The following is a 17,114-nucleotide window of genomic DNA, read 5'->3' on the forward strand; positions in this document are numbered from 1 at the left end:
TTTTTGAAAGGTAATCGACGTATTGCAACACGCTATGAAAAAACAGCACGAAACTATCTGTCGATGGTGAAATTAGGCTGTATTCGACTCTTTTGCCGGAGATTATATAATTAAGGGACACTACCTAATATTGCAAGGTGGGAAATTAAACAATTTACATTGACAATCAGCTCTAAAAGGGCTAATTTTCATTGCGCAATATATAAAGATAGCGGAATGGCCGCAGCCTGGCATCCCTAAAAAGGGAGAACGCTGAGCACTACTGAAATGACTACTGCTGAACTCGAAAAAATCCACGCTGAAATACAAAATTAATGGCGGAAACGGCAAAGATAAATCGTGAAGCTATGTGGTACCCGATTGTTGTTGCTTCTAGCCTTATTGGAGCAGTAGCTACCATTACAACTCTATTGCTCAAATTCATTTAATTAATTGGCCCCGGAAGGGGGTTTTTCTGGAATATCTATGCGACTGATTGGTAATTATTCTCCTCCTACTACTGAAGATCTCATTAAGCTTAAAAAGGAATTAGGCTTTACAGGAGAACAAATGGCTGACTTGGCAGGAGTTTCCGGTAATAATCAATGGAGAAAATACACGGGTGGGAAAATGCCTCGTGTTATTTCTCCACACATTCTATTTTATATAGCGACACAGTTAACATTATCAGAAGATGATTTAAACCGCATTTTGGCTAAGATGAGGGAAATTGGTGCTAATGTAAGATAAATAGGGTTTCCCCATTTAACGATTTCCTCTGATTGATAATCCACTTTATTGAGATGTAGATCATCAATAGATCGATTTTAACGAATCATTTTGGCTATAAAATCGATTTTTTTCGAAATTATACTTAAGGTACTATCCATAGCCCGATCAATTTCAGAGGCTAATCATCTTGACAGCAATTATTCGTCAATTCCTGAAGTTAGAAGCGGCTGGAGGGCTTCTTCTTATCATTGCTGCCATTATTGCGTTGATAATGGCAAACTCGCCATTACAAGGTATTTATCAGCAATTTCTTAATATTCCAGTGGTTATACAATTCTCTGCACTGGAGATCAATAAGCCCTTATTATTGTGGGTTAATGATGGCTTAATGGCCGTTTTCTTTTTAATTGTTGGTCTAGAAGTTAAGCGTGAACTATTGGAAGGTTCTTTAGCTGGACGTGATAAAGCTGTATTTCCAGTCATAGCTGCTATTGGTGGTATGGTCGCTCCGGCACTGATATATCTATTATTTAATGGTAGTGATGAGTTTAACCGTCAAGGATGGGCTATTCCTGCTGCAACAGATATTGCTTTTGCTCTTGGTGTAATGGCGCTGCTGTCTAAGCGAGTACCAACTGAACTCAAGGTTTTCCTACTGGCATTAGCGATTATTGATGATCTGGGTGTTATCGTGATCATCGCTCTGTTTTACACCAAAACGGTTTCCCTAGTGGCACTTGGATTGTCAGCTGTGATGATGGCTGTGCTGATGTGGATGAATTGGCGTGGTGTTGAAAAAACATCGGCTTATCTGGTTATTGGCTTGATCCTTTGGGTCTGCATCCTGAAATCCGGTATTCATGCAACTTTGGCCGGAGTCATCGTTGGTTTTCTTATTCCTTTGCGCTGTCAGAATGGTCATTCACCATCTGAATCACTTGAGCATGGATTGCATCCTTGGGTGGCGTATCTTATTTTGCCGTTATTTGCATTTACTAATGCAGGAGTTATCCTCAGTGGAGTGACTCTGGATGGTTTAATCGATATGTTACCGTTGGGTATTGCCATAGCTTTGTTTCTTGGTAAGCCATTGGGAATTTTTCTTTTCAGCTATATTTCCATCAAGATAGGATTTGCTAAGCTGCCACAAGAGATTAATCTTAAACAGATATTTGCTGTTTCCGTTCTTTGTGGCATTGGTTTTACGATGTCTATCTTCATTTCAGGATTGGCTTTCGAAGACGCAGATAAATCTTTCAGTACCTATTCCCGCTTGGGGATTCTGATGGGTTCAACAATAGCGGCTATGATGGGGTATGGCTTATTACGGATGGTCTTACCAAAGAAAAAGTGATGGCAGAGTGGTGATAAATTCATTAATTTAACCGAATGAAGTTCTACGTTTTTAGAGAAAATTCCGAACTGACTCATCATTTTTGTACTCGCGGTACAATAACTAAAATTGTATCGCGGATTTTTATGTAGTGAAAAAACAGAAAATCGCCGGGAGACGGTGAATTAGTAATGTATGGCTGGCGTTGTCTACCAGACGAAAGCGATACATAAGGAAAAACGTATGCGGGTGTCACATCTGAATTTTAATCATCTCTATTATTTCTGGCATGTTTGCAAGGAAGGCTCTGTGGTTGGGGCGGCAGAAGCCCTTTATCTAACACCTCAGACAATCACAGGACAGGTAAAGGCACTGGAGGAGCGATTAGGCGGGAAGCTGTTCAAACGTCAGGGCAGGGGATTGGTGCCATCAGAACTGGGACAACTTATCTTCCGCTATGCAGATAAGATGTTTATGCTGAGTCAGGAGATGTTAGATATTGTTAACTACAGCCGTGAATCTAACCTTTTATTTGATGTTGGTGTTGCGGATGCACTGTCTAAACGTTTGGTTAGCCAGGTATTAAAAACTGCGGTTGTGGAACATGAGCAGATTCATTTACGTTGTTTTGAATCAACTCATGAATTGTTACTTGAACAACTTAGCCAGCACAAACTCGATATGATATTGTCTGATTGCCCGGTGGATTCTTCCCAGCAGGAAGGATTGTTCTCAGTAAAACTGGGTGAATGTAGCATTAGCTTCTTCTGTCGGCAGCCGATCCCGGAAAAGCCTTTTCCTGAATGTTTGGAAGAACGCCGTTTGCTGGTTCCTGGACGTCGCTCTATGTTGGGGCGTAAATTGTTGACTTGGATTCGGAATAAAAATCTTCAGGTTGAAGTTTTAGGGGAGTTTGATGATGCCGCATTAATGAAGGCGTTTGGTATGTACCATAATGCGATTTTCGTTGCGCCGTCTTTGTATACCAATGATATTTTTGCTGACAATGACATTGCTGAAATTGGTCGGTTGGATGCAGTACAGGAAGAGTATTATGTGATTTTTGCTGAACGCATGATTCAACATCCGGCTGTTCAAAGGGTATGTAATAAAGATTTTTCTGCTTTGTTTAATGTGCCACCTAAGAAGCGCACTTAAAGAATAACTGATTATATCCTTCATATTTCAAGTGGCTGCTTTGTTGGCTGCTTTCGCTTACCGCCGCGCTGCAAATTGAAATCTATTGGGTATAGATGATTGTAAATACGAAAAAACCGGCAAAGGCCGGTTTTTTAGCGCTTCAAATAAACGCAAATTATTGCATTGCGTTGATTCGAGCTGTCAGATTAGATTTATGACGTGCTGCTTTATTTTTGTGGATCAGACCTTTACAAGCGTGACGATCGACAATAGGTTGCATGTCATTGAATGCTTTCTGTGCAGCTTCTTTATCACCAGTAGCGATAGCAGCATCTACCTTCTTGATGAAGGTACGCACCATAGAACGGCGGCTAGCATTGTGCTGACGACGTTTCTCAGACTGTATAGCGCGTTTCTTAGCTGATTTGATATTAGCCAAGGTCCAACTCCCAAATATATTCTATCGAGGACAATTAAAGGCCGAGGAATATGCCTGTTCGGTCTTCTTTTGTCAATGGATTTGTGCAAATAAGCGCCGTTGTACTGCGGCACTTGTTTCGTTGTGATGGCGCAGGATTTTATCAGCTTACTTAGCTGGAATACAGTCTTTCACAATAAAAATCTCATTGAATAGTCCAGATAAGAAATAAAATGAATATTTTACGGGATTCTTGCCCGTTTTTGTTGTATGAATCATGGTGATTAATTTAAACCATCTTATGATGGCGGGTTAACCTTGAGCTTTGTACAAGGTATAATTTGGTCATTTCCAGGGTATTGAGCCAGCTATGGAGCTAATTCGCGGTATACGTAATATCCGGGCGCGTCACCATGGTTGCGTGCTGACGATTGGTAATTTTGATGGTGTCCATAGAGGCCACCAAGCACTATTGAAGCACTTAAAACGCGAAGGGCAGCGTCTGGGATTACCGGTAATGGTCATGATTTTTGAGCCACAACCCCTAGAAGTTTTTGCCAAGGGTAATGCTCCAGCGCGTCTGACGAGATTGAGGGATAAAGCCAAATATCTCGCCCAGTGTGGAGTGGATTATTTATTATGTGTGAAATTTGATAGACGTTTTGCAGCAAATATGCCAGAAGCCTTTGTTTCACGGTTGCTCGTGGAAAAATTGGGTGTTAAGTTCCTGGCTGTAGGAGATGACTTTCGTTTTGGCCAATCTCGCAGTGGTGACTTTGCCTTTTTACAGCAGGCGAGTGAGAAATATGATTTTGAAGTGACTAACAGCGAAAGTTTTTGTGATAGCGGCTTACGGATCAGCAGTACGGCTATCCGTCAGGCACTGCAAAATGATGATTTGGTATTAGCTGAAACATTATTGGGACATCCATACAGCATTTGTGGCCGGGTCGTTCATGGTAAACGGCTGGGGAGCACGATTGGTTTCCCAACTGCTAATTTACCATTAAAACGTTTAGTAGCTCCCGTACAAGGTGTTTATGTCGTTGAAGTCTATGGTTTGGGAGATAAGCCTTTACCGGGTGTTGCTAATATTGGTACACGTCCAACAGTCTCTGGTCAGGGTCAACAACTTGAAGTACATCTGATTGATACCCAAATGGATCTGTATGGGCATCATATTGATGTGGTGTTACGCAAAAAACTGCGTAACGAGCAGCGGTTTGCTTCTCTTGATGCACTCAAGCAGCAAATTGCAAATGATTTGGTTGCTGCGAGGGAATTTCTCAAACAGCTACCTGTGTCATGTATCTAGCGGAAAATTGGAATTGAGAATCGAATGAGTGACTATAAAAATACCCTGAATTTGCCAGAAACAGGGTTTCCAATGCGCGGAGATTTAGCAAAGCGCGAACCAGATATGCTAAAGCGTTGGTACAAAGATGAGTTGTATCAGCTAATTCGTAAAGCAAAAGCCGGTAAAAAAACATTTATTCTGCATGATGGCCCTCCATATGCGAATGGTAGTATTCATATTGGTCACTCAGTAAATAAAATTCTCAAAGATATTATTATTAAATCCAAAGGGATGGGAGGATATGACTCCCCATATATTCCCGGTTGGGATTGCCACGGTTTACCTATTGAGCTTAAGGTTGAGCAGATTATTGGTAAGCCCGGGGAAAAATTTTCCGCCGCTGAATTCCGTGCCGAGTGCCGTAAATATGCCAAAGAGCAGATCGAAGGTCAGAAGAAAGATTTTATCCGTCTGGGCGTATTAGGTGACTGGGAACGTCCATATCTGACGATGGACTTTAAGACCGAAGCCGATATCATTCGTGCGTTAAGCCGTGTTATTGCCAATGGTCACCTGTTGAAAGGAGCTAAGCCGGTTCATTGGTGTACTGAGTGTGGTTCTTCACTGGCTGAAGCAGAAGTTGAGTATTACGACAAAACTTCTCCGTCTATTGATGTGCGCTTTAACGCCGTTGATGTGGCCGCTGTCTGCGAGAAATTTGGTGTGCAGGCATTGAGTCAGCCAGTATCTCTGGTTATCTGGACAACCACACCATGGACATTGCCGGCTAACCGGGCAATTGCTCTGCATGCTGAATTTGACTATCAATTAGTACAGATTGAAGATGAGTGTCTGATTCTGGCTGCTGATTTGGTCGAAAGTGTGATGAAGCGTGCCGGGATTACGTCGTGGATAGTGCTCGGTCATTGTGCAGGTTCTGCGCTGGAACTGTTACGCTTCAAACATCCATTTATGGGCTTTGATTCACCTGTTGTTTTGGGCGATCACGTTACATTGGATGCGGGTACCGGTGCTGTTCACACTGCACCAGGCCATGGTCCAGACGACTTCGTCCTTGGTCAGAAATATGGTTTGGAAGTAGCAAACCCGGTTGGGCCGAATGGTTGCTATCTGCCTGGGACTTATCCTTCTTTAGATGGCATGTTTGTCTTTAAGGCAAATGATGTTGTTTTGAATATCCTGCGTGAAAACAATGCACTGTTGCATTTGGAAAAATTACAGCACAGTTATCCTTGCTGCTGGCGTCACAAGACACCTATCATTTTTCGTGCCACGCCGCAGTGGTTTGTCAGCATGGATCAAAATGGTCTGCGCAAACAATCTCTGAACGAGATCAAAGGGGTCCAGTGGATTCCTGGCTGGGGTCAAGCCCGTATTGAAGCCATGGTTGAAAACCGCCCTGACTGGTGTATTTCGCGTCAGCGTACTTGGGGCACGCCTATGTCCCTGTTTGTCCATAAAGAGACAGAACAGCTTCATCCGCGTACTATCGAGCTGATGGAAGAAGTTGCAAAACGTGTTGAAGTTGATGGCATTCAGGCGTGGTGGGATCTGGACCCCGCAGAACTGTTGGGTGATGACGCCGCTAATTATGTCAAAATTTTTGATACGCTGGATGTATGGTTCGATTCAGGATCAACTCATTCGTCTGTTGTTGACGCCCGTTCTGAATTCCAGGGTAACTCGGCGGATATTTATCTTGAAGGTTCAGATCAGCACCGTGGCTGGTTTATGTCTTCTCTGATGATCTCGACTGCCATGAAAGGCAACGCGCCTTATCGCCAAGTATTGACACATGGCTTCACGGTGGATGGTCAGGGCCGTAAGATGTCTAAGTCTATCGGTAATACAGTCAGTCCGCAGGATGTGATGGATAAATTAGGGGCGGATATTCTACGTTTATGGGTTGCCTCTACCGATTACACGGGTGAAATCGCGGTATCTGATGAAATCCTCAAACGTTCTGCTGATGCATATCGACGTATTCGTAACACGGCGCGTTTCCTGCTGGCAAATTTGAATGGCTTTGATCCTGAACAGCATATGGTTAAGCCAGAAGAGATGGCTGTGCTGGATCGCTGGGCTGTAGGTCGTGCTCAGACGGCTCAGGCAGACATTGCTAAATGCTATGAGGAATATGATTTCCACACGGTTGTTCAGCGTTTGATGCAATTCTGTTCCGTGGAAATGGGATCATTCTATCTTGATATTATTAAAGACCGTCAATACACAGCTAAAAGCGATAGCTTAGCTCGTCGCAGTTGCCAAACGGCTTTGTATCATATTGCAGAAGCACTGGTTCGCTGGATGGCGCCTATCCTCTCCTTCACAGCGGATGAAGTTTGGAATGAGCTGCCTGGCAAACGCGCTCAGTATGTATTTACAGAAGAGTGGTATGACGGCTTGTTTGGTCTGGCCGCAGGCGAACAAATGAATGATACTTTCTGGGCTGATCTACTGGCGGTTCGCGGTGAAGTTAATAAAGTATTGGAGCAGGCCCGTGCAGACAAACATATCCGTAGCTCATTGGAAGCCGCGGTGACTCTGTATGCAAACAACGAATTGGCGGACAAACTGAACAGTTTGGGGGATGAATTACGTTTCGTTCTGTTGACCTCTCAGGCATCTGTTGCTGGTTATGAGCAAGCTAGTGAAGATGCACAGCAAAGCGAAATCGATAGCCTGAAAATTGCTTTCCGTAAAGCGGATGGTGAAAAATGTCCTCGTTGCTGGCATTACGCTAAAGATGTGGGATTGGTGGCGGAGCACGCAGAACTTTGTGGCCGCTGTGTAACTAATGTTGCCGGTAACGGTGAAGAGCGTAAGTTTGCCTGATGAATAGACCCATTTGCTCCACTGGCCTTCGCTGGCTTTGGTTAGTTGTTGTGGTATTGGTTTTGGATCTGAGTAGTAAACAGTTAGTGCTTAAGCATTTTCATCTGTTTGAATCCGTTCCACTGATACCTTATTTTAATCTAACTTATGCCCAGAACTTGGGGGCAGCTTTCAGTTTCCTCGCAGATAAGGACGGCTGGCAGCGTTGGTTCTTTGCATTAATTGCTGTTGGTATTTCAGTTGTGTTAACGGTAATGATGTATCGTTCCAGTGCGAAGAAGAAACTGAGTAATATCGCTTATGCCCTAATTATTGGTGGAGCATTGGGTAATCTGTTTGACCGGTTGGTTCATGGTTTTGTCATCGATTTTATCGATTTTTATGTCGGCGACTGGCACTGGCCAACCTTTAATGTTGCTGATATAGCGATATGTATCGGGGCTGCATTAGTTATTATTGATAGCTTTTTCGGCCAAGATGAAAAAAAGGTCAATGCAGGATAACAGCCTATTTTAGTAGATAATTTGGATTTAAGCAGTGTGCGGAAACTAAGTCGCGCATTATAGTGCGTAAGGGTGATTCGTTTTAGGCTGCATTCAAATGTAAAAGCTAGTGCTTTTTCTAAAGCACTAGCTAAATTCGCTTTTTATGGCAAAGAATGACAAATAATAGGTTCTGAATAATATGTCAAAGCAGGTACAAGAGCACAGTACGGTTTTACTGCATTTCACTTTAAAGCTGCAAGATGGCTCTATGGCTGATTCCACCCACAATCAGGGCAAACCTGCATTGTTCCGCTTGGGCAATGGAACGCTTTCTTCGTCTTTGGAACAGCAGCTTACCGGGCTAAAAGAGGGTGATAAACATACATTCACTCTGGCTGGTGAAGCTGTATTTGGTAAACCAAATCCTGATCTGATCCAATATTTTACTCCGCGTGATTTTGCCGAAACAGGTATTCCTGAAATTGGAACTATAATGTTATTTACGGCAATGAATGGCAGTGAAATGCCAGGCATAGTGAAAGAAGTGGCAGAAGAATCTGTTACTGTTGATTTTAATCATCCGCTGGCAGATCAGAACATCACTTTTGAAATTGAAGTGCTGGAGATTGACCCACAGTTGGAGGAAAACCATGCAGATATTGCTGGCTAATCCCCGAGGCTTTTGTGCCGGTGTTGACCGTGCCATCAGTATTGTAGAACGCGCTCTGGAATTATATGGCGCGCCGATTTATGTTCGCCATGAGGTTGTTCATAATCGTTATGTTGTAGATAACCTGCGCGAGCGGGGGGCTATCTTTATCGAAGAAATTTCAGAAGTGCCCGATGATGCAATTCTGATTTTTTCTGCTCATGGAGTTTCACAAGCTATTCGTGCTGAAGCGCGTTCCCGTAATCTGACAATGTTGTTCGATGCGACTTGTCCTCTAGTGACGAAAGTCCATATGGAAGTGGCCAGAGCAAGCCGGAAAGGTAAAGAAGCTATTCTGATTGGTCACGCTGGGCATCCAGAAGTTGAAGGAACAATGGGCCAGTACAATAATGTTGAAGGTGGAATGTATCTGGTTGAGTCTCCTGATGATGTATGGAATCTGAAAGTCAAAGATGAAGATAACTTGTGTTTTATGACGCAAACAACATTATCTGTTGATGATACATCAGAAGTGATTGATGCACTTAATGAACGATTCCCAAACATCGTGGGTCCTCGGAAAGATGATATCTGCTATGCGACGACTAACCGTCAGGAAGCAGTACGGGATCTGGCATCTGATGCAGATGTTGTCTTGGTTGTAGGTTCGAAGAATTCTTCTAACTCTAATCGTCTTGCTGAGTTAGCTCAGCGGGTGGGTAAGCCAGCTTACTTGATAGATTCTGCTGATGATATAAAAGAAGAATGGATTACTGGCATTTCTACGATTGGCGTGACAGCTGGTGCTTCCGCGCCGGATATCTTAGTTCAGCAAGTGATTGATCGCCTGAAAAATCTTGGCGCTGATTCGGTTGAGGAATTACATGGCAGGGAAGAAAATATTGTTTTTGAAGTGCCGAAAGAGCTGCGTGTCGAAGTTAAAGAGATTAGTTAAGTCATCTGGCGACAGATAAGAGTAAGGCCGCGTGTAAACATTTTACTTAATACATTCATTCATCTGATTGAGCGCCTGTGTTAAATCAGGAAAAAGGCTATTCATAGTGAGGGATTATGACTGATACAGATATTCGTGTTGCTATTGTTGGCGCTGGTGGACGTATGGGACGTCAGTTAATTCAGGCTGTCCATAAGTTGAGTGGGGTAGTTCTTGGTGCAGCTCTGGAACGTTCTGGTTCTTCTTTGATTGGTGCGGATGCTGGAGAATTGGTGGGTATTGGTCATACAGGTGTTACTGTGTGTGATGACCTGAAAGATGTTGTTGATAATTTTGATGTTCTTATTGATTTTACTCGCCCGGAAGGAACCCTTGCACACCTTGAAATCTGTCGTCAGCATGGTAAAGCGATAGTTATTGGTACAACGGGCTTTGATGACGAAGCTAAGCAGACGATTAAAGATGCTTCGGCTGATATCCCGATTGTATTTGCAGCAAATTTCAGTGTTGGTGTAAATCTGGTGCTTAAGCTATTGGAAAAAGCGGCGAAAGTGATGGGTGAATATACTGATATCGAAATTATCGAAGCTCATCACCGTCACAAAGTAGATGCACCATCAGGCACCGCGTTGGCGATGGGAGAATCTATTGCCCATGCTTTAGGGCGCGATCTCAAAGAATGTGCTGTATATGCCCGTGAAGGTTATACTGGTGAACGTGATCCGAAAAGTATCGGTTTTTCTACTATCCGTGCCGGAGATATGGTTGGTGAACATACCGCTATGTTTGCAGATATTGGTGAGAGAGTAGAGATAACTCACAAGGCTTCGAGTAGGACGACGTTTGCAAATGGAGCAGTAAAGGCAGCATTGTGGCTAAATGGTAAAAATAATGGTCTTTTTGATATGAAGGATGTTTTAAATCTCGATTCACTTTAAAAATACTATTTTTTAACTATTTGATATCGCATGATTAATTTTTAAATTATGCGATTTTTTGTTGTTTTGTTTGATTGTATTGATTTTTTGTTTATTTTATTCACTTATGCCTTGTTTTTACCCTTTGTTTTCTTCTTTTTTCTCCTTTTTATGATGATTTATAAATTTTTATTTGAAAATTAAATCTTCTATGATAGTAACCGTTTTATCAACTAACTTTACTTCTATTTTTAGTCTTATTTTATTAGTTTTTCTAGTGAAGTGTGCAAAAAAATAAGAAAAGTAACATTTTTTGTAGACAACCACCCCTCTCATCATTAGAATGCGCGCAATTTGCCAAAATTTTGCTTAAAAAGCAGCTTTGGCATTGATTTTGAGGAGTAAATCTGAATTAATATGCGCTAATTGCGAATAATTATTCTTTGGAGGGTGTTTTGATTAAGTCAGCTATATTGGTTCTGGAAGACGGAACCCAATTCCATGGTCGCGCCATAGGTGCAGAAGGGGCGGCAGTGGGGGAAGTGGTTTTCAATACCTCAATGACCGGATATCAAGAAATTCTCACAGACCCTTCCTATTCCCACCAAATTGTCACTCTTACTTATCCCCACATTGGTAATGTCGGTGTTAACTCAGTTGATAAAGAATCACTAAAAGTACAGGCTCAAGGGCTGGTGATTCGTGATCTACCATTGTTAACCAGTAACTTCCGCTGTGAAGAAACCCTTTCTGATTACCTTAAACGCCATAATATTGTGGCGATAGCAGATATCGACACGCGTAAACTGACTCGTTTGTTAAGAGAAAAAGGTTCACTGAATGGTTGTATTATAGCAGGTAAGCAGATTGATGCTGAGGTTGCGTTGGAAAAGGCCAAAATATTTCCGGGACTGCAAGGAATGGATTTGGCAAAAGAAGTGACAACTGAACAGGCTTACCCGTGGTTACAGGGAAGTTGGACTCTGGCAGACGGATTACCAGAGGAGAAGCAGGAACAGGAGCTGCCTTATCATGTTGTTGCTTATGACTTTGGCGCAAAACGCAATATTTTGCGGATGCTGGTGGATCGTGGCTGCCGTCTGACCGTTGTTCCCGCTCAAACACCAGCTGAAGAGGTACTGAAACTTAATCCAGATGGTATTTTCCTGTCCAATGGACCGGGTGACCCGGCACCTTGTAGCTACGCAATTGAAGCGGTCAAAACTCTCCTTGAGACAGATATTCCGATCTTTGGTATTTGCCTTGGACACCAACTACTAGCACTGGCCAGTGGTGCTGAAACAATGAAAATGAAATTTGGTCATCACGGTGGCAACCATCCGGTAAAAGATCTTGATCGTAATGTTGTGATGATTACTGCACAGAACCACGGTTTTGCTGTAGATGAAAAATCATTGCCGACAAATCTGCGGGTTACCCATAAATCTCTGTTTGATGGCACTTTGCAAGGAATTCATCGAACAGATAAACCTGCATTCAGTTTTCAGGGGCATCCAGAAGCCAGCCCTGGACCACATGAAACGGCACCATTGTTTGATCACTTTATCAAACTGATTGAACAGTATTGCCAGCAAAATCGTCGTCATAACGCCAAGTAATCAGGAGCAAATAAAATGGCAAAACGTACGGATATTGAAAGCATCCTGATCTTGGGTGCTGGCCCAATTGTTATCGGCCAAGCTTGTGAGTTCGACTATTCAGGTGCACAGGCTTGTAAAGCGTTACGGGAAGAAGGTTATCGTGTCATTCTGGTGAACTCAAATCCTGCCACGATTATGACTGATCCGGAAATGGCGGATGCTACTTATATCGAGCCAATTCACTGGGAAGTGGTACGTAAAATCATTGAAAAAGAGCGCCCTGATGCGATCCTGCCAACAATGGGCGGACAAACAGCGCTGAACTGTGCGTTGGAACTGGAATACCAAGGCGTTCTGAAAGAGTTTGGCGTTACTATGATTGGCGCTACTGCAGATGCGATTGATAAAGCAGAAGATCGTCGTCGTTTCGATATAGCAATGAAAAAGATTGGCTTGGAGACGCCGCGTTCTGGTATCGCACATTCAATGGAAGAAGCGCTGGCAGTTGCCGAAGAAGTCGGTTTTCCTTGTATTATCCGTCCTTCCTTTACTATGGGGGGAAGTGGTGGCGGTATTGCCTATAACCGCGAAGAATTTGAAGAAATTTGTGAGCGTGGTCTAGATCTTTCGCCAACTAAAGAGCTATTAATTGATGAATCTCTGATTGGTTGGAAAGAATATGAAATGGAAGTGGTGCGGGATAAAAATGATAACTGCATCATCGTCTGTTCTATTGAAAACTTCGATGCTATGGGGATTCACACGGGTGATTCCATTACTGTCGCGCCAGCGCAAACGCTGACAGATAAAGAATACCAAATCATGCGTAACGCTTCGATGGCGGTACTGCGTGAAATTGGTGTGGAAACTGGGGGATCTAACGTTCAGTTTGCGGTAAACCCGAAAAATGGTCGTTTGGTTATTATCGAAATGAACCCGCGCGTTTCCCGTTCTTCTGCGCTGGCTTCAAAAGCGACCGGTTTCCCGATTGCGAAAATCGCCGCTAAACTGGCGGTGGGTTATACCCTTGATGAGCTGATGAATGATATCACGGGGGGGCGCACGCCGGCTTCCTTTGAACCTTCTATCGACTACGTGGTGACCAAAATTCCTCGATTCAATTTCGAGAAATTTGCCGGTTCTAATGATCGTCTGACAACCCAAATGAAATCTGTGGGTGAAGTGATGGCGATTGGCCGCACTCAGCAGGAATCTCTGCAAAAAGCATTACGTGGTTTAGAAGTCGGTGCAACTGGCTTTGACCCGAAAGTCGATCTGGATGACCCGGAAGCATTAACCAAAATTCGCAGCGAATTGAAAGATGCTGGTGGTGAGCGTATCTGGTATATCGCTGATGCTTTCCGTGCAGGCATGTCCATTGATGGTGTTTTTAATTTGACGGACATCGACCGCTGGTTCTTGGTGCAGATTGAAGAGTTGGTGCGGTTGGAAGAGCAAGTGGCAGAGCAGGGGATTAACAGTCTAACCGCTGACTTCTTGCGTCATCTGAAACGCAAAGGTTTTGCTGATGCGCGTCTGGCGACATTGGTTGGTGTGGCTGAAAAAGAGATCCGCAAACTGCGCCATAAGTATAATTTGTATCCGGTTTACAAACGCGTTGATACCTGTGCGGCAGAATTTGCGACCGATACCGCATACATGTATTCCACTTATGAAGATGAGTGTGAAGCTAATCCGAATAGCGACAAGCCAAAAATAATGGTATTGGGCGGTGGTCCTAACCGTATCGGACAAGGGATCGAATTCGACTACTGTTGTGTCCATGCATCACTGGCACTGCGTGAAGATGGTTATGAAACCATCATGGTGAACTGTAACCCGGAAACAGTTTCAACGGATTACGATACTTCAGATCGTCTCTATTTTGAACCCGTGACGTTGGAAGATGTGCTTGAAATTGTGCGCGTTGAAGAACCAAAAGGCGTGATTGTCCAGTATGGTGGGCAGACTCCGCTGAAACTGGCTCGTGAATTGGAGATAGCGGGTGTTCCAATTATTGGTACCAGCCCGGATGCGATTGACCGTGCTGAAGATCGTGAACGTTTTCAACAGGCAGTAAATCGCCTTGGTCTGAAACAACCTGAAAATGCCACAGTGACGACGATTGAACGGGCCGTCGAGAAGGGAAATGCTCTGGGTTACCCATTGGTGGTTCGTCCATCTTATGTTCTGGGGGGCCGTGCAATGGAAATCGTATATGATGAAGCTGACCTGCGCCGTTACTTCCAGACTGCGGTAAGTGTGTCCAATGATGCTCCGGTACTGCTTGATCGTTTCTTAGATGATGCTGTGGAAGTGGATGTTGACGCTATCTGTGATGGTGAGCGTGTGCTGATTGGTGGCATTATGGAACATATTGAGCAAGCCGGTGTTCACTCTGGTGACTCAGCTTGCTCACTGCCCGCCTATACATTGAGTCAGGAAATTCAGGATGTCATGCGTCAACAGGTAGAAAGACTGGCGTTTGAGTTGGGTGTCCGTGGCTTGATGAATGTCCAGTTTGCAGTTAAGAAGGACGAAGTTTATCTGATTGAAGTTAACCCTCGTGCTGCTCGTACTGTACCGTTTGTATCTAAAGCGACAGGTTTACCACTAGCGAAAGTTGCTGCTCGTGTGATGGTTGGTCAGTCTCTGGCTGAACAGGGCGCAACTGAGGAAATTATTCCGCCGTACTATTCAGTGAAAGAAGTTGTATTGCCTTTCAACAAATTCCCAGGTGTAGATCCTATTCTTGGCCCTGAAATGCGGTCAACTGGAGAAGTCATGGGCGTTGGTCGTACTTTTGCGGAAGCTTTCTCAAAAGCATTGTTGGGGTGTAATTCCAGAATGCAGCAAAGTGGTAGAGCACTTCTGTCAGTGCGTGAAGGTGATAAAGGTCGGGTTGTGGATTTGGCCGCTAAATTGTTGAAACAGGGTTTTGAACTGGATGCGACTCACGGTACTGCGATTGTTCTGGGTGAAGCAGGTATCAATCCTCGTCTGGTGAATAAAGTTCACGAAGGACGCCCGCATATTCAGGATAGAATTAAAAATGGTGAGTATACCTATATTGTGAACACGACCGCAGGTCGTCAGGCGATTGAGGATTCCAAACTTATTCGTCGTAGTGCATTGCAATATAAAGTGCATTATGACACCACATTGAATGGGGGGTTTGCGACCGCAATGGCACTGAGTGAAGATCCGACAGAGCAAGTCACCTCTGTACAGGAAATGCATGCGGAGCTTAATAGATAGCTCGTATTTTGATTAACTGAAGTTAGGTGCGCTTTGTTAAGCGCACCTTATTTTACTCGTTCTTACATCACCATGTGCCCACTAATGTTTTTTCCGGAAATCCTTTATTCCCCGTTTTACCTGAGAACAAATAATAATCTTGTCCATTGATAGATACACTCGGCATGCGAGGTGAAGTTTTCGGGTTATCAGGACGCAAAATAAAGCCATTGAAGCCCTTAGAACTTTCATCCATTGTTGTCGGGATCAGAGTATAACGGATGAGAGAATAGCTACCTTTAGGTAAATTAAGCTGGGACAGTTCCTGTCCGATTGCGGGACGAATTGCCTGATAATCAAATATCCGGTCACCAAACGCAGTATCCTTTGATGGCGTTGAAGCCAATACGCAACTGTCGAATTTCGCCATTAATGACGTGCTAATCTGGCATTCATCAATGGCTTTCAGTTGTTTATCCAGTACAAAACCACGTTTAGCGCCACTGTCTTTTACGAAGGTAAAGGCGTATCGCGCCCCGTCTTTTACCAATTTTGCGTCATCAAATGGGAGATTCGCTGGGTTAGGAACAAAGACAACGAAGTGTTCCATGACCAAGCGCTCTGCCTCGTCTTTCGAGTACAGGGATGCAAGAGTCATAATACTCAGTCCCTTAAGGCCACCAGTTACATAGCCCATCGTGCCGTTTATTAGGTACTTTGAAATACCTGCTTCATCCACACTTCCCGGCTTAACTTCTGTTTCTGAAAAATTCACATCAACACCTGCAAGTGAGTATGCGTTTTTCGCAACTGAGTAAGAGGGATTTTTATGCCAGTAAATACCATGGAATTTACTGTACTGAGCTGTTTCGGGAGTTTTGCCCACATTTGTGGCGCAGCCAGTTAGCAAAAGCGCAGCAGTTACAGATGCAAACAGAGATGAGGTATTGAAAAAGTTCATGTTAATTCCTTTTGCTTGGTGAGTAACTGTATTATTTCATAATCATAAAGAAAACTAAGATCCCTTTACGCAGAAAAGATCAAAAAGTCGTTATGCACCCAAACAAAATTCGCGTCTTGTGTCGGCGGAATTCCCCTTTCTAAGGAAAAGATGGATAGTATTAAATGTGATCAGAGATCAGTTTTTTAATTCTGATAATGGGGAATCTATTATATTAAATGCCGTTAAATCGCGATAAGGATGGGAGTATTGTTTCATTAATGATTAATATTAGAAGAGAAAACGTCAGGAAAAATGAGTATTAAGTTGATTAATGCGGTGACCAAAATGACCGTGTTAACCCAATAACAAGAGATAAAATGATATTAAAACCTTTAACAAGATTATCCTTATTAAGAAAATTAACCGAGAGAAAATAACAAAAAGTGGCGGATTCGACTAATAAGTGCAATTTTTCAGAAGGGCGGTCAGTTGCTATAGTAGGCATCTTTCCCGCCACAGGAAAATGCACAATGACCTATATACAACTGACCGAAACAGAAAGATACCCGATT

13 protein-coding genes and 1 pseudogene are annotated in these 17,114 nt (G+C 43.4%); 12 read left to right on the top strand and 2 right to left on the bottom strand.

Going from position 1 to position 17,114, the window contains the following annotated elements:
* The 4 genes and pseudogenes from EAE89_RS21390 to nhaR form a co-directional block, all read left to right on the top strand.
* A pseudogene (locus EAE89_RS21390) lies at positions 1-114 on the top strand (IS5/IS1182 family transposase); the annotation flags it as partial.
* Positions 115-465: 351 nt separating this feature from the next.
* Entirely contained in the window at positions 466-729 is a 264-nt protein-coding gene (locus tag EAE89_RS21395) for a helix-turn-helix domain-containing protein (protein ID WP_054477370.1), read from the top strand.
* Positions 730-898: 169 nt separating this feature from the next.
* The gene (nhaA, locus tag EAE89_RS21400) at positions 899-2,065 is read left to right on the top strand and encodes a Na+/H+ antiporter NhaA (RefSeq protein ID WP_054477372.1); all 1,167 of its coding nucleotides are present in this window, start codon (positions 899-901) and stop codon (positions 2,063-2,065) included.
* A gap of 222 nt (positions 2,066-2,287) precedes the next feature.
* Complete coding sequence (nhaR, locus tag EAE89_RS21405) at positions 2,288-3,202, top strand: transcriptional activator NhaR (RefSeq protein WP_054477374.1); 915 nt, start codon at positions 2,288-2,290, stop codon at positions 3,200-3,202.
* Positions 3,203-3,359: 157 nt separating this feature from the next.
* Here nhaR and rpsT read toward each other — a convergent pair whose 3' ends face one another.
* Complete coding sequence (gene rpsT, locus EAE89_RS21410) at positions 3,360-3,623, bottom strand: 30S ribosomal protein S20 (RefSeq protein WP_054477376.1); 264 nt, start codon at positions 3,621-3,623, stop codon at positions 3,360-3,362.
* 349 nt (positions 3,624-3,972) lie between these two features.
* Between rpsT and ribF the strand changes: the two genes are divergently transcribed.
* The 8 genes from ribF to carB all read left to right on the top strand — a co-directional run bounded on the left by ribF (position 3,973) and on the right by carB (position 15,620).
* Positions 3,973-4,917, top strand: a complete 945-nt coding sequence (ribF, locus tag EAE89_RS21415) for a bifunctional riboflavin kinase/FAD synthetase (protein WP_054477377.1) — start codon at positions 3,973-3,975, stop codon at positions 4,915-4,917.
* A gap of 24 nt (positions 4,918-4,941) precedes the next feature.
* Positions 4,942-7,755 carry an isoleucine--tRNA ligase gene (gene ileS, locus EAE89_RS21420; RefSeq protein WP_054477380.1) on the top strand — a complete coding sequence of 938 codons (2,814 nt, stop codon included), beginning with the start codon at positions 4,942-4,944 and terminating at the stop codon, positions 7,753-7,755.
* On the top strand, positions 7,755-8,258 hold the full coding sequence (gene lspA, locus EAE89_RS21425) for a signal peptidase II (RefSeq protein WP_054477381.1): 504 nt from the start codon (positions 7,755-7,757) through the stop codon (positions 8,256-8,258). Before ileS ends, lspA begins: the two co-directional genes overlap by 1 nt.
* Positions 8,259-8,439: 181 nt before the next feature.
* Positions 8,440-8,910, top strand: a complete 471-nt coding sequence (gene fkpB, locus EAE89_RS21430) for an FKBP-type peptidyl-prolyl cis-trans isomerase (RefSeq protein ID WP_054477382.1) — start codon at positions 8,440-8,442, stop codon at positions 8,908-8,910.
* Positions 8,891-9,844 carry a 4-hydroxy-3-methylbut-2-enyl diphosphate reductase gene (gene ispH, locus EAE89_RS21435; RefSeq protein ID WP_054477383.1) on the top strand — a complete coding sequence of 318 codons (954 nt, stop codon included), beginning with the start codon at positions 8,891-8,893 and terminating at the stop codon, positions 9,842-9,844. Before fkpB ends, ispH begins: the two co-directional genes overlap by 20 nt.
* Before the next feature lie 116 nt (positions 9,845-9,960).
* Complete coding sequence (gene dapB, locus EAE89_RS21440) at positions 9,961-10,782, top strand: 4-hydroxy-tetrahydrodipicolinate reductase (protein WP_214086538.1); 822 nt, start codon at positions 9,961-9,963, stop codon at positions 10,780-10,782.
* 434 nt (positions 10,783-11,216) lie between these two features.
* On the top strand, positions 11,217-12,380 hold the full coding sequence (carA, locus tag EAE89_RS21445) for a glutamine-hydrolyzing carbamoyl-phosphate synthase small subunit (RefSeq protein ID WP_054477389.1): 1,164 nt from the start codon (positions 11,217-11,219) through the stop codon (positions 12,378-12,380).
* Positions 12,381-12,395: 15 nt separating this feature from the next.
* Positions 12,396-15,620 carry a carbamoyl-phosphate synthase large subunit gene (gene carB, locus EAE89_RS21450; protein ID WP_214086539.1) on the top strand — a complete coding sequence of 1,075 codons (3,225 nt, stop codon included), beginning with the start codon at positions 12,396-12,398 and terminating at the stop codon, positions 15,618-15,620.
* 67 nt (positions 15,621-15,687) lie between these two features.
* Here carB and EAE89_RS21455 read toward each other — a convergent pair whose 3' ends face one another.
* Positions 15,688-16,560: a hypothetical protein gene (locus EAE89_RS21455; RefSeq protein WP_054477392.1), complete on the bottom strand. Its 873-nt coding sequence runs from the start codon at positions 16,558-16,560 to the stop codon at positions 15,688-15,690.
* Positions 16,561-17,114: the final 554 nt, after the last annotated feature.

This window comes from Photorhabdus heterorhabditis (assembly GCF_018448905.1).
GTDB lineage: Bacteria > Pseudomonadota > Gammaproteobacteria > Enterobacterales > Enterobacteriaceae > Photorhabdus > Photorhabdus heterorhabditis.

Excerpts from the sequence above, each read along its gene's own strand:
- EAE89_RS21395 (WP_054477370.1), top strand. The coding sequence starts at position 466 with ATGCGACTGATTGGTAATTATTCTCCTCCTACTACTGAAGATCTCATT.
- nhaR (WP_054477374.1), top strand. The coding sequence starts at position 2,288 with ATGCGGGTGTCACATCTGAATTTTAATCATCTCTATTATTTCTGGCAT.
- ribF (WP_054477377.1), top strand. The coding sequence starts at position 3,973 with ATGGAGCTAATTCGCGGTATACGTAATATCCGGGCGCGTCACCATGGT.
- ileS (WP_054477380.1), top strand. The coding sequence starts at position 4,942 with ATGAGTGACTATAAAAATACCCTGAATTTGCCAGAAACAGGGTTTCCA.
- lspA (WP_054477381.1), top strand. The coding sequence starts at position 7,755 with ATGAATAGACCCATTTGCTCCACTGGCCTTCGCTGGCTTTGGTTAGTT.
- fkpB (WP_054477382.1), top strand. The coding sequence starts at position 8,440 with ATGTCAAAGCAGGTACAAGAGCACAGTACGGTTTTACTGCATTTCACT.
- ispH (WP_054477383.1), top strand. The coding sequence starts at position 8,891 with ATGCAGATATTGCTGGCTAATCCCCGAGGCTTTTGTGCCGGTGTTGAC.
- dapB (WP_214086538.1), top strand. The coding sequence starts at position 9,961 with ATGACTGATACAGATATTCGTGTTGCTATTGTTGGCGCTGGTGGACGT.
- carB (WP_214086539.1), top strand. The coding sequence starts at position 12,396 with ATGGCAAAACGTACGGATATTGAAAGCATCCTGATCTTGGGTGCTGGC.
- EAE89_RS21455 (WP_054477392.1), bottom strand. The coding sequence starts at position 16,560 with ATGAACTTTTTCAATACCTCATCTCTGTTTGCATCTGTAACTGCTGCG.